10 protein-coding genes are annotated in these 12603 nt (G+C 53.3%); 3 read left to right on the forward strand and 7 right to left on the reverse strand.

What is annotated here, in order from left to right; all coding sequences use genetic code 11:
- Positions 1-420: 420 nt before the first annotated feature.
- Both BMZ81_RS11330 and BMZ81_RS11335 read left to right on the forward strand, forming a co-directional pair.
- Positions 421-2241: an FtsW/RodA/SpoVE family cell cycle protein gene (locus BMZ81_RS11330; protein WP_091132251.1), complete on the forward strand. Its 1821-nt coding sequence runs from the start codon at positions 421-423 to the stop codon at positions 2239-2241.
- Complete coding sequence (locus BMZ81_RS11335; protein WP_091132153.1) at positions 2228-3595, forward strand: penicillin-binding transpeptidase domain-containing protein; 1368 nt, start codon at positions 2228-2230, stop codon at positions 3593-3595. The genes BMZ81_RS11330 and BMZ81_RS11335 overlap by 14 nt, the downstream gene beginning before the upstream one ends.
- Positions 3596-3665: 70 nt before the next feature.
- On the opposite strand, the gene BMZ81_RS11340 is transcribed toward BMZ81_RS11335, so the two are convergent.
- From BMZ81_RS11340 to BMZ81_RS11355, 4 genes are all read right to left on the reverse strand, one after another.
- The gene (locus tag BMZ81_RS11340; RefSeq protein WP_091132155.1) at positions 3666-5075 is read right to left on the reverse strand and encodes an MATE family efflux transporter; all 1410 of its coding nucleotides are present in this window, start codon (positions 5073-5075) and stop codon (positions 3666-3668) included.
- Between the two features lie 164 nt (positions 5076-5239).
- Positions 5240-6097: a MetQ/NlpA family ABC transporter substrate-binding protein gene (locus tag BMZ81_RS11345; protein ID WP_091132158.1), complete on the reverse strand. Its 858-nt coding sequence runs from the start codon at positions 6095-6097 to the stop codon at positions 5240-5242.
- A gap of 32 nt (positions 6098-6129) precedes the next feature.
- Positions 6130-6846, reverse strand: coding sequence for a methionine ABC transporter permease (locus BMZ81_RS11350; RefSeq protein WP_177187299.1), 717 nt, complete (start codon positions 6844-6846; stop codon positions 6130-6132).
- Positions 6839-7858: a methionine ABC transporter ATP-binding protein gene (locus BMZ81_RS11355; RefSeq protein WP_242942631.1), complete on the reverse strand. Its 1020-nt coding sequence runs from the start codon at positions 7856-7858 to the stop codon at positions 6839-6841. Before BMZ81_RS11355 ends, BMZ81_RS11350 begins: the two co-directional genes overlap by 8 nt.
- A gap of 634 nt (positions 7859-8492) precedes the next feature.
- On the opposite strand from BMZ81_RS11355, the gene BMZ81_RS11360 reads away from it, so the two are divergent.
- The gene (locus BMZ81_RS11360) at positions 8493-9338 is read left to right on the forward strand and encodes a DUF368 domain-containing protein (protein ID WP_242942632.1); all 846 of its coding nucleotides are present in this window, start codon (positions 8493-8495) and stop codon (positions 9336-9338) included.
- Positions 9339-9424: 86 nt separating this feature from the next.
- Here BMZ81_RS11360 and BMZ81_RS11365 read toward each other — a convergent pair whose 3' ends face one another.
- From BMZ81_RS11365 to BMZ81_RS11375, 3 genes are all read right to left on the reverse strand, one after another.
- Complete coding sequence (locus BMZ81_RS11365) at positions 9425-10330, reverse strand: EamA family transporter (protein WP_091132161.1); 906 nt, start codon at positions 10328-10330, stop codon at positions 9425-9427.
- A gap of 53 nt (positions 10331-10383) precedes the next feature.
- A complete protein-coding gene (locus BMZ81_RS11370) occupies positions 10384-11655 on the reverse strand; it encodes a methionine gamma-lyase family protein (RefSeq protein WP_091132260.1) in 1272 nt (423 codons plus the stop codon).
- 265 nt (positions 11656-11920) lie between these two features.
- A complete protein-coding gene (locus BMZ81_RS11375; protein ID WP_242942635.1) occupies positions 11921-12595 on the reverse strand; it encodes a phosphatase PAP2 family protein in 675 nt (224 codons plus the stop codon).
- Positions 12596-12603 lie beyond the last annotated feature (8 nt).

Here is a 12603-nt window from a genome sequence, read left to right on the forward strand (position 1 = left end):
CGGCCTTTCAGAGTATATAAAAATTATGTATGCGGGATAGGAATGCCTATTAAATGACATTCTAAAAACTTCATGGACAATTAACTATTCTAAAGGATTTTAAGAGGAAGGTCAAGAGAAAAAGTGAAATTCAGACGGCAAAATCGAAAAAACTAAGCGGAAAAAGGAAAATAGGCAGCAGTTTTGGTACATTTGCCGATTTGATATACTGCATGAGGGAAAAGCGAGTGCTATGGCCATCCTTGTGTCCATCCAACGTGAACAGCTGTTTTGGAAAAACCAGATTGCTTTGCTGAGGGAAAAGAGAAAAAGAATTATGCAATCAAATGACAGGGGTGAGAAACGCTATACACCGGGTGAAAAAAATGATACAATAGCTTCCTCAAATACGATGAAAGAAAGGGGACGGATAGATTGGAAATGCTGACAGCGCCATTGCAGGCGGTGCTGGATCTTCTGCTCTCTCTGCTGGCGGCACATCCGCTGTTGGGGGAATGGTACATGGCATTTGCCCGCTTTTTGTTTCCGGTGTTGGCCTTTTTAGTATTGTTTCGGGCGATTCGATCCCTTCTGAAGATTCCACATACGCCGGAAACGTGGGGACAGCTGAGCCTTCCCAATGGGACGCCGCTGCTTCTGACCCATTGGGAAAACATTATCGGCCGGGGAAGAATGGCAGATATCTATCTGAACTATCCCAGTATTTCCAGGCAGCACGCAGCAATTTGCCGCGGAGAGAATGAAAGCTGGACACTTTATGACTTGGGTTCAAAGGGCGGCACGGCAGTAAACGGAGAACCTGTGGCGGAGTCGGCTACCGTCAAGCTGGGGGATACGATTACTTTGGGTGGCGTACCGTTGATTTTCTTGCCGCAGACGGTGGCAGAGCGGGAGGAGCAGGAGGCAAAGCGGCGTGCCGAGCGCCCGGCGACGCTCTGGCCATCCTTCCTTTGGTTGACGCTTTTTCAGGTGATGGCCTGCCTGGAGCTGACGATCGCGGCGGGACAGGAGGCCACTGTTGCAATTCCCCTGTTTTTTTTGGGACTGACCGTTCTGATGTGGGGCTATTTTGCAGTTCTGCGGGCTACCCGCTGCGTGGGATTTGAAATGGAGACGATTGCCTTTTTCCTGTCTACGCTCTCTTTATCGGTGACGGCCTCCAGTGCACCTGGAAGCCTCTTCAAGCAATTTCTGGCAGTGGTGCTGGGCCTTGCGTTGTTTCTGGTATTGGGGCTGTTTCTCCGGGACCTTTCGCGGGTGCAAAAAAACCGCTGGCTGATGGCTGCGGGAGCCATCGGCCTTCTGGGTATTACATTGCTGTTCGGAAGTTCCAAGTATGGTGCGGTCAACTGGATTTCAATCGGAGGGATGTCCTTCCAACCCTCTGAAATTGCGAAGATTTGTTATATCTTTGCCGGCTCCGCCACACTGGAGCGGCTGTTTCGTAAACGGAACCTGACGCTGTTTATTGTTTTGACAGGCGTTTGCATTGGACTGCTTGGCCTCATGAGTGATTTTGGGACGGCGGCAATTTTCTTTGTCACCTTCTTGGTGATTGCTTATATGCGCTCGGGAGATTTCGCAACCCTGAGCCTGATCTGCGGGGGAGCTGTCTTTGGCGCGGGCATCATTGTGAAGTTCAAACCTTATATCCTAAATCGGTTTGCCTCTTGGGGACATGCTTGGGAAGCTGCGTCCACCACCGGATATCAGCAGACCCGTACGATGTCCGCTGCAGCCTCAGGAGGGCTTCTGGGCATGGGAGCCGGGAACGGTTGGCTGCACAAGGTTCCGGCAGCGGATACCGATCTGGTGTTCGGCATGCTGTGCGAGGAGTGGGGACTGCTGATTGCCGTCCTTGCGGTGATTTCCATCATTACCCTGGCGTTTTTCGCGGCCCGGGCCTGCAGGATAGGGCGGTCCAGCTTTTACTGCCTGGCGGCTTGTGCGGCGGCGTCCCTGCTGGTGTTTCAGACCTGCTTAAATGTCTTTGGATCGGTGGATTTACTGCCGTTGACCGGCGTGACCTTTCCCTTTGTCTCCAACGGTGGATCGGCGATGATGTCTGCATGGGGGTTACTGGCATTTCTGAAGGCCACGGACACCCGGGAAAATGCCAGTTTTGCCATTCAGCGCAAGCAGCAGAAAAAGCTGACGGCAGAGGCCAGGCATCGGGCCGAACCGATTGGGAACCCCTTTGATACCGGTGCGGGAAAGGAGCGGGCCGATGAAGAAGATTGAACGGAGGGCAGTGGTGTGCATGGTGCTTGCAATGCTGCTGGCGGCGGGGCTGAGTCTGTTTCTGATACGGTATTTCACGGACGGTGGAGGATGGGCATCCTCGGCGTTTAACCGGCACCTCTACAATACAGATGGCCAGCTGGCAAGCGGAACGGTATTGGACAGGGACGGGGACATACTGTCCACGGTAGTAGACGGCAGGCGCACCTATTATGACAATGCGGATGTCCGCAAGGCTACGCTCCATGTGGTGGGTGACCTGCAGGGCAACATTGGCACGGGGGCGCTCAATGCCTTTGCCGACAAGCTGACGGGATACAACCTGCTGAACGGAGCCTTTGGAGCGGAGCGGGGAAGCAATCTGTATCTCACGATCGATGCCAGATACAATTACGAGGCATATAAAGCGCTGGGCGGCAAGGCGGGTACGGTGGCGGTGTACAATTACGAAACCGGCGAAATTCTTTGCCTGGTATCTGCACCCAGCTATGACCCACTGAACGTCCCGGCGGATATTACAACCAATGACCGCTATCGGGGAGCCTACCTGAACAGGTTTCTATCGTCGGCCTTTACCCCGGGATCTATCTATAAAACGGTCACGCTGGCGGCAGCGATTGAGGAGATGCCGGATCTGTTTGACAGGACATGGACATGCAGCGGATCCGTCCAGATCGGAGAAGAGACCATTGTCTGTTCCGGTACGCATGGAGAACAGAATATCGGTACGGCATTTGCCAACTCCTGCAATGTGGCCTTTGCCCAGATTGCGCAGGAACTTGGTGCTTCTACGCTGAAGAGATACACGGAAAAGGCTGGACTGACAAGCAGCTATTCCATTGACGGTCTGCCAACGACCAAGGGAAGCTTTACCTTTGACGGAATGACCGACGGCCGCTTGGGCTGGGCCGGCGTGGGGCAGGATCAGGATCTGGTAAATCCGGCATCCATGCTGGTGTATATGGGAGCCATTGCAGGCGGCGGGAAGACGGCGGAACCCTATCTGATTGAGAAAACCACCAGCGCCCTTGGAATTCCATCCTTCCCACACATCTCCCATAAGACAGGGACCCTGATCTCCGCATCCACAGCGAAAACACTGGCGGAGATGATGGCGGCAAATGTGGCGGAGACCTATGGGACCAAGCGATTTCCCAACATGGATATCTGTGCGAAATCCGGAACGGCCGAGGTTGGAGAAGGCTCCTCTCCCCATGCCTGGTTTGCCGGATTCCTGCGAAATGAGGAGGCACCCTATGCGTTCATTGTCCTCGTGGAAAATGGCGGCGGCGGTTCCTCGGTGGCTGGCACGGTGGCGGGAAAGGTGCTGGATGTGATGGTCAACGGCTATTAATTGAAAAGGGATGACCAGACAGGCGAAGGCTTCGAATGCTTACACGCCAGATCATAAAGCCGCTGTGTACCTATTCGGTACACAGCGGCTTACTGTTTTCTGGAAGGGCTTCCTCTTCCAGACGGCGGTGCAATCGCCCCATGGCCCAGAGAAAGCACAGCAGATGTGCCAGAAAGGTCAGGATCCAGGAGACTGGATAGGACCAATATACGGTCTGGACTGTGTGAAACTCCGGTACCTGAAAAATTGTGCCAATCCAGACAAGGCGGAAGCAGCAGGCCCCCACCAGCGACACCAGCATGGGCATCACGGAGTAGCCAATCCCGCGCAGGGATCCAACCATGACATCCATCATACCACAGAGAAAATAGGGGAGACAGACAATCAAAAGCCGATTCTGCCCGGCGGCAATGACAGCCGGGCTGGCAGAATAGAGCTGGAGCAGAAGTGGACTGGAGACAGTGGCAAGGCCGCCCAGAATCAGTCCCACCAAAATGACGCAGCTCTGGGAGCGCACCAGGATGGGGCGAATGCGATTGTAGTTTCCCGCGCCGACATTCTGGCTGGTGAAGGAGATGTTTGCCTGATAGAAAGCATTCATTGCCACATAGACGAAACTTTCAATATTAGCGGCAGCCGCGCTGCCGGCAGCAATGGTATTGCCGAAGGAATTGACAGAAGATTGAATGACAACATTGGACAGGGCGAATAAAATACCCTGAAATCCGGCGGGGAGACCTACCTGCAGAATCTGCTTCAAACGGGCAGACCAAATGTGCAGCTGCCGCAGATCCAGATGCACCACACCCTGATCCCGCACCATGCAGCGCAGGACCAGTAAAGCAGAAATCGTTTGAGAGATGACGGTGGCAATTGCGACACCCGCTACATCCAGCTGACAGATGATGACAAAAAGCAGGTTTAAAACCACATTCATGACTCCGGCGGCCAGTAAAATATACAGAGGACGACGGGTGTCACCGGCTGCCCGCAGCAAGGCGGCGCCAAAATTATAGAGCATGGTGGCGGGCATTCCCAGAAAATAGATGCGCAGATACAAAACAGCCAGATCCAAAACCTCCGGCGGGGACTGCATCCAAATCAAGAGCGTGCGGGATCCGAGAATTCCCATTCCGGCTAAAAACAATCCGCTGACAAGACTTAGTAAAACGGACGTATGGACAGTCTGCCGCAGCCCCTCTTTTTCTCCTGCCCCGTAAAACCGTGCAGCCAGGATATTGGCGCCAATGGACAACCCGATAAATAGGTTGGTCAGCAAACTGATGAGGGAGGTATTGGAACCTACGGCGGCAAGGGAATTATCTCCGGCAAAGCGCCCGACCACGATGATATCCGCCGCATTGAACAGGAGCTGGAGCATTCCAGAGCACATCAGGGGAATAGAAAATTGCAGGATCTTTGGAAGAAGCGGACCGCTGCACATATCGATTTCATAACGGTTGCCCTGCTTTTGCGACATCTGGATAAACCCTCCATTGGATCTCAAATTTGTCCGTCAGAGACAGACAACTTACTTATTGTAGCATGGACCATATAGAAATACCACAAGATTCATAAAAATATCCTACAGAAAAAAGGCCGGTTCCGCTAGGCGGAACCGACCTTTTTTACAAAAGATTCCTTTTAGTCAATGGGCAGGACAGAGCCATTATAAGTAGTATTGATGAAATCCTGGATGGCATCGGAGTGCAGAGCCTCCACAAGGGCCACAACGGCAGGATTTTCTTCATTTCCTTCCTTCACGGCAATGATATTGGCAAAGGTCTGGGCAGCCTCGGAATCGGCGTCCTCAGAGGCCAGAGCATCCTCAGCGGGGTTCAGACCCGCCTGCAAGGCATAGTTGGAGTTGATGACATTCAGATCAAACTCATCCAGCGTGTTGGGGATCATAGCGGCCTCCAACTCGGTGAACTCCAGGTTCTTGGGATTGCTGGTGATGTCGTTGGGAGTAGCCTTCAGTCCGGCAGCGGTGTCAATTTCAATCAGTCCCTGGGCGGCCAGCAGCTGCAGCGCGCGGGCCTCGTTGGTGGCATCGTTGGGCACGGCCACAGTGGCACCGTCCGGCAGGTTCTCCAAGGAAGAGGTCTTGCCGCCGTATACACCCATGGGCTCATAGTGAATCTTGCCTACGCTTACCAGGTGGGTGCCGTTCTCTTCATTAAACTGATCCAGATAAGGGGTGTGCTGGAAATAGTTGGCATCCTCGTCACCCTCTTCCACAGCGGTGTTGGGTACGACGTAATCGCCGTATTCGGTGATGACAAGATCAATGCCCTGCTCCGCCAGAATCGGCTTCACCTGCTCCAGAATCTCAGCATGGGGTGTGGGGGAGGCAGCCACTTTCAAGGTGACGGTCTCAGCAGCATCGCCATTTTCGGAATTGCCATCCTCTGCGGGAGCAGACGTCTTGGAATCGCCGCAGGCGGTCAGGGATAGGGCCAGCGCCAGAGACAGGGCCAGCGTCAGAAATTTCTTGTTCATGTTCTTCTTTCCTCCAAATAATAGTATTGGTTTTATTTCAAGCGTTTGTCGATACGATTCGACACCCGGCTGAAAACGAATTGAATGATTTGTACGAGGACGATCAGGAAAATGACGGTAATCAGCATCATGGAAGGGACCTTCCGCTGGTAGCCGTAGCGGATGGCCAAATCGCCCAGGCCACCGGCACCTACTGCACCGGCGATGGCAGTATAGGCCAGGATGGTGATAATGGAGATGGCCCCGCCCAATATCAAGGAGGGCTTTGCCTCCGGCAGATAGACTTTCCAGACAATTTGGGGAATAGATGCCCCCATAGACTGGGCGGCTTCTACCACGCCCGCATCCACCTCGGCCAGAGAGGTCTCCACCATCCGGGCGATAAACGGAGCTGCGGATACCACCAAGGGGACAATGGCACCACGGACGCCGATTTTTGTGCCCACGATCAGCTTGGTGAAATCCATAATGGCAATCATCAGGATAATAAAGGGGAGAGAGCGGCCGATGTTGATAATCCAGGCCAAAATCCGGTTTAAAGTCTTATGGGGCCAGATTCCGTGGTCACCGGTCAGAACCAAAAGCACTCCCATAGGCAGTCCCAGCAAATAGGCGAAGACGGTGGAGACGACCACCATGACCAATGTATCCAGCGTGTTTTCCCACAGCAGACTGCCATACTGATTCCAAAAGGCCGCGGTAAATATTTCAAGGATGGGTTCCAGAAAATCGATCAAAAATTTAGGCATGATAATCCACCTCCTCAGCAGAAACATTTGGTTGTGAGCGAATGTACGCCAAGGCTTTGGCTGCTTCGTTGGGATCGTCAGGGAGTCCCAGGAGCATGGTACCAAATGCCTTTCCGTCAATATTTCGGGTGTCGGCGCCCAAAATATTCACCTTCACGCCGCAGTCGATTGCGAGAGAGGCAATCAGGGGCTGATAGGCAGTGCCACCATTAAAAGCTACCCGTACTGCCCGCTCACCTGCTGGCATTTGTGTGACGCTGGCACCGCCTGGGTAGACCAAGCGCCTGGCTGCATCCGTTGCCGGGTTGGAGAAGATGTCCTCCACACGGCCCTGCTCAGCCACGACACCGCCATCCAGAATTGCTACCCGGGAGCAGATTTCTTCAATGACACTCATCTGGTGGGTAATGACGACCACTGTGACACCCAGCTTCTTGTTCAGATCCCTCAACAGGGAGAGGATTGAGGCGGTGGTAGTAGGATCCAAAGCGGAGGTGGCCTCGTCGCAGAGGAGCACCTTGGGGTTTGTTGCCAAAGCACGGGCAATGGCAATCCGCTGCTTCTGGCCGCCGGAGAGTTGGGACGGATAGGAATCCGCCTTTTCGGTCAGGCCAACCAGATCCAGCAGCTCCAAGGCACGTGCCTTTGCCTGGGATGGGGCGATGCCGCTGATCTCCATCGGAAAGCAGATGTTTTTTAAACAAGTCCGCTGCATCAACAGGTTAAAGCTTTGGAAGATCATGGTGACGTTCCGGCGGGCCAAGCGAAGAGCCTTTTCTGAAAGGGAGGTCATATCCTGCCCATCCACGATGACGGTGCCGCTGGTGGGCCGTTCCAGAAGATTGATGCATCGAACCAGCGTGCTCTTTCCGGCACCGGACAGTCCGATGATACCAAAAATTTCTCCCTGATGGATCTCCAGGTTGATATCCTCCAAGGCTGTTACAGCAAACTCGCCGCTGCCGAAGGTTTTGGTCAGATGCTGAATTTGAATAATGGATGTATCCGCCATGTCAAAACTCCTTTACGGACGATTTTAGAAAGGAAATCGGACAACAAAAAAACCCGCCCCTGTGCTTTCGCATCAAGGACGAGCGTAACAAAATACGTCGTGGTACCACCTTGGTTCGCACAGCTTCTCACGAAGCCGGCCTTTGAGAGTGCCGACACACTCCTGCGCTGTGACGTGCGCATCACGTCGCGGCCTATGTCAAACCGACAGTCGGCTACGCAACTCCAAGACCATGTTCGGCAAGCCCTTCCGTACTCCTTTTCACCAACCGGAGCTCTCTGCGACATATCTGCCTGCGTACTCTTCTCTTCATCGTCTTTCCCATATTGAATTGCTTATGATGTAGTTTACATGTTCCGTTTGAATCTGTCAACTGTTTTTTTCACTAGAGAAGAAAAAATTTCGGAGGCTGAAGGCTATTTTACAAAAAGGAAGAGGGGCGGGAGAAAACCGACATGAAATCCAAACGCATGCCGTTAAAGACAGTACATGTGTTTGAAAAATAGATTCTGATGCTGCTTTTTTATTTTTTCACTTGGTATCGGATTGAAACACGGAGGCAAAACTGCTATCATACCTGTCAATGGAAGAAACCACAGAGGAGCAGATATCAAAATAGAGGAGACGCAAGCTGGTGCGAAAAAAGAAAGATCAAAATTTTATGGTGCGCTGGCTGAGGGATCTGCTGTGCGGGCTTCTAATCGGCGCGGGGGCCATTCTCCCCGGTGTCTCCGGCGGGGTATTGGCGGTGGCGTTTGATATTTACCGGCCCTTTATGGAGGTACTGACGCATCCCAAAACAGCAATCCCGAAGTACTGGAAGTGGTTTCCGCCACTGATTTTGGGCTGGTGCATCGGCTTTCTGGGCTTTGCCAAGGGTATTGCAGCGGCCATTGACTTATCCAGTACAGTTACTACCTGGCTTTTTATTGGTTTGATTGTGGGAACTGTCCCGGCTTTGTTCCGGGAGGCCGGGAGAGAAGGGCGGAACGCCGTTTCCTGGACGAGCCTTTTTCTATGTGCCTTGATTATCTTCGGGGGGCTGTTTTATGTGGGCCATGTGGTGCATGCTGCAGTGGAGCCTGGATTTTGGTGGTATAACTTCTGCGGAGCCCTGTGGGGGATGAGTGTGGTTATTCCGGGAATGACGTCCTCCTCTGTGATGATGGCGCTTGGGCTTTATCAGCCGATGCTGGAGGGCCTTGCCAATTTGGATTTGCTTGTGCTCTCTGCCAGTCTTCCGGGGATGTTTCTCACCATTGCGTTGCTGGCCCGGCTGGTGAACTGGTTCTTCCAGCATTATTACTCCATTGCATTTCACGGTATCTTGGGATTTGTCCTGGCCTCCACACTGGTGATCGTCCCCACTGCCTATAGCAGTGGGCTGGAGATACTCCTATCCGCCGTATGCTGCGCAGGCGGATTTGCCCTGGCCTTTTTTCTGGCCCGGCTTGAGCGCCGGATCCAAACATCTCCATGATATCATATCCGATGCTGTGTGACATCCGCAAAACAACTCATTTGAAAAACGCCTCCGTGCATTGCACGGAGGCGTTTTGACGGGAATCACATATCAAAGATACCCATGATAGCAATACCAATTACAATCAGGGCGATCATGGCATAGTGCTTCCAGGAGAGCTTTTCCCGTAGGAAAATGCGGCTCCAGAGGACGGAGGCAGCGCAGTAGGAGGAGATGATGGGAGCGGACATTGCCAGATGGGAGGAGTCCGCAATGGCGTAAATATAGGCAAACTGGCCGGCAGTTTCACAGACGGCACCGATGTATTTAGGAGCCTCCATTTTAGGAATCAGCCGATCCTTTTTCACAAGAATCACATACACAAAACATAAGACTGCAGCTGCCAGAAAGGTCAGCTCATAGGCCACATTGGCACTATCCTCATTCAGAGTTTCCAATACCCGGTTGTCAGCAAAGGTACCAAGCGCGTCCAGAAGGCAGTAGGCCACCGGCAGCGCCAGGGCGATCCAGCTCTTGGCGTATTTGAAGTTGCTGTCCTTCTGGCGTTCGGCACGGAGATCGTCATCCTCCCGGGTTTCCACGACCCCAAGGCCAATCGCGCCCACGCACACCAGCGCCACGGCAAACAGAGCAAGTGGACCATAAGTCTCTTCGCCCAGCAGCAGGGCCATCACAGCCACCAGGGCCCCGGAGGAGTTGCAGATGGGAGAGGAGATGGAAAGTTCAATGTACCGCAGCCCCAAATAACCGAGGGCCATCGACCCAATATACAGCAAAGAGACAGGCAGATAGGTCAAAATGATATGCAAATTGATCTCGGTGCCGCCCACAAAAACTTCATAGGCGGCGTGAAGGCCCATCACAATACCAACGGCCATCACCATTTTCAGATGGCTGTATTTGTCGGCTGCATCGCGGCAGCCAATTTTAGAAAACAGATCGGAGCCGCTCCAGCAAAGAAGGGCGATCAGAGAAAGCCAAAACCACATCGTTTAAAATTCTCCTAATTCTTATAAAATTTTCAAAGTACAAGAGAAACTGCTTAGTCAGGGAGCTTCACCAGCCCGGCATCCACCAATTTCTGCAGACTCATCAAAATCCCCAGCTTGGCGTGATACCAGGTGAGACCACCCTGAAAATAGACGGCATAGGGCGGTCGGATGGGGCCGTCGGCAGAGAGTTCGATAGAGCTTCCCTGGACAAAAGCACCCGCCGCCATAATTACATCGGAGTCGTAGCCGGGCATAGCCCAGGGCTCCGGTGTCACATAGCTGTCCACCGGCGCTGCAGACTGAATGCCTTTGCAGAAGGCCACCATAGCCTCCGCACTGCCCAGCGTTACCGCCTGAATAATGTCGTGGCGGCTTTCTGTGGCGTTGGGAACACAGGAAAAGCCCAGACGTTCGTAGATGTTGGCGGCAAACACAGCTCCCTTCAGGGCACCGGACACCACTATAGGAGACAGGAACAATCCCTGATAAAAAGCGGGCATCAGCCCCAGATTCGCGCCCACTTCCTGTCCAAGACCCGGTGCGGAGAGGCGGTAGGCACACCGCTCCACGCATTCCTTGGTGCCGCAGATATAGCCGCCGATGGGGGCCAGACCACCGCCGGGGTTTTTGATGAGGCTGCCAACCACCATGTCCGCCCCAAGGTCGGAGGGTTCCATAGTCTCCACAAATTCTCCATAGCAATTATCCACCATCACCTTCACATCCGGCTTGATGTCCTTGCAGAAGGCAATCAGCTCGCCAATCTGTGCTACGGAAAAGCTGGGGCGAGTGGCATAGCCCTTGGATCGCTGAATGGTAATCAGCTTGGTGCGGTCATTGATTTTGGAACGGATGGCATGGTAGTCAAAGCTCCCATCAGGCTTCAGGTCGGCCTGGGCATAGGTGACGCCGTACTCCTTTAAAGAGCACTTAGAGGGACGGATGCCGATGACTTCTTCCAGAGTGTCATAGGGAGCGCCCACCGGGGAGAGGAGCTCATCCCCCGGAAGCAGATTCGCGGAGAGGGCCACAGTCAAAGCGTGGGTGCCGCAGGTGATCTGCGGCCGCACCAAGGCGGCCTCTGTATGAAACACATCTGCATAAACACGTTCCAGATTGTCCCGCCCTTCGTCATCATAACCATAACCGGTGGTAGCTGCAAAATGGGTGGCATTTACTTTGTTTTTCTGCATGGCGGCAAGGACCTTGCCTTGATTGTACTCCGCCACGGCGTCTATTTGATCGAAGCGGGGCCGCAATTCCCGGATAATGGCCTCGCCATATTCATACACAGCCTGGCTGATGCCGAGCTGCTCATACATGTTCTGATTCTGCAAGTGATTCAAATTCCTTTCCAAACAAAATGTGAAACGGCAGCCCAGGGAGGTGCTTTATTCCGGTCACCCGCCAAGGGGACCTCACGGAATTCTGTGACGAATTCCAGGTAGTTACGGAAAAAAGTCATGGGTTTCGCCTCACTTTCGCGGAAATTACCGTATATACACAGTACGGTCAACTTTACCACAAAGCGGCAGGAAAGGCAAGTAAAACCCTAAAACCGCCGGGCTGCTGCAGCCCGGCGGTTTTTCAAATTGCAGAAGAGGAAGCAGATCCAGCAGCGGAAAGGCGGGGATGCTGGCGGTAGATCAAAATCCCGGCTGCTATGGACAGAGCGAGCCCGCCGGCAACATCCAGGATGGCATGCTGCTTAATCAGCACGGTGGACATGCAGATCAGCACCGCCAAAGCCACCGTACCCCACCGGACCCCTTTCCGGCGGCGAAGATGGGAACAATCCCAGACGGCCCATGCGGCACCGATCGCACCCACAACATGGACAGATGGAAAGACGTTGGTGTTGGTGTCAATCTGGTAGAGTACGGCAATCCATCGTGTAAAAAGGTTATCCCTGGGCATCACTGCTGGCCGCAGATCCTGGCCGTTTGGAAAAAGAATCCAAATGAGTTCACTGATGAAAAAAGTGAGGGCCAGAAAGGTCATATACCGTCGGAAGCAGCGACTGTCCCGTGTCAGCAGATAGAGTCCGACGGCCACCAGCAGCGGATACCACAGACAGTAGAAAATGACAAAGCTTTCCCAGAAGGGAATGAGATGATCCAACGGCAGCTGCGTGGCCTGGTATGATCCAGCGGGCTGAAGCTCCAGATAGAAAAATGAGAGCAGGTAAACCGGTAGCCATAATACATACTTCAAATCCTGTAAGGGAAGACGCGGAGAGAGGGAACGGTGCAAAACAATCACCTTTTTCA

This window comes from Oscillibacter sp. PC13 (assembly GCF_900115635.1).
GTDB lineage: Bacteria > Bacillota > Clostridia > Oscillospirales > Oscillospiraceae > Oscillibacter.

Bases quoted from the DNA above. Each gene is read 5' to 3' on its own strand.
- BMZ81_RS11330 (WP_091132251.1), top strand. From the start codon at position 421: ATGCTGACAGCGCCATTGCAGGCGGTGCTGGATCTTCTGCTCTCTCTG.
- BMZ81_RS11335 (WP_091132153.1), top strand. From the start codon at position 2,228: ATGAAGAAGATTGAACGGAGGGCAGTGGTGTGCATGGTGCTTGCAATG.
- BMZ81_RS11340 (WP_091132155.1), bottom strand. From the start codon at position 5,075: ATGTCGCAAAAGCAGGGCAACCGTTATGAAATCGATATGTGCAGCGGT.
- BMZ81_RS11345 (WP_091132158.1), bottom strand. From the start codon at position 6,097: ATGAACAAGAAATTTCTGACGCTGGCCCTGTCTCTGGCGCTGGCCCTA.
- BMZ81_RS11350 (WP_177187299.1), bottom strand. From the start codon at position 6,846: ATGCCTAAATTTTTGATCGATTTTCTGGAACCCATCCTTGAAATATTT.
- BMZ81_RS11355 (WP_242942631.1), bottom strand. From the start codon at position 7,858: ATGGCGGATACATCCATTATTCAAATTCAGCATCTGACCAAAACCTTC.
- BMZ81_RS11365 (WP_091132161.1), bottom strand. From the start codon at position 10,330: ATGTGGTTTTGGCTTTCTCTGATCGCCCTTCTTTGCTGGAGCGGCTCC.
- BMZ81_RS11370 (WP_091132260.1), bottom strand. From the start codon at position 11,655: ATGTATGAGCAGCTCGGCATCAGCCAGGCTGTGTATGAATATGGCGAG.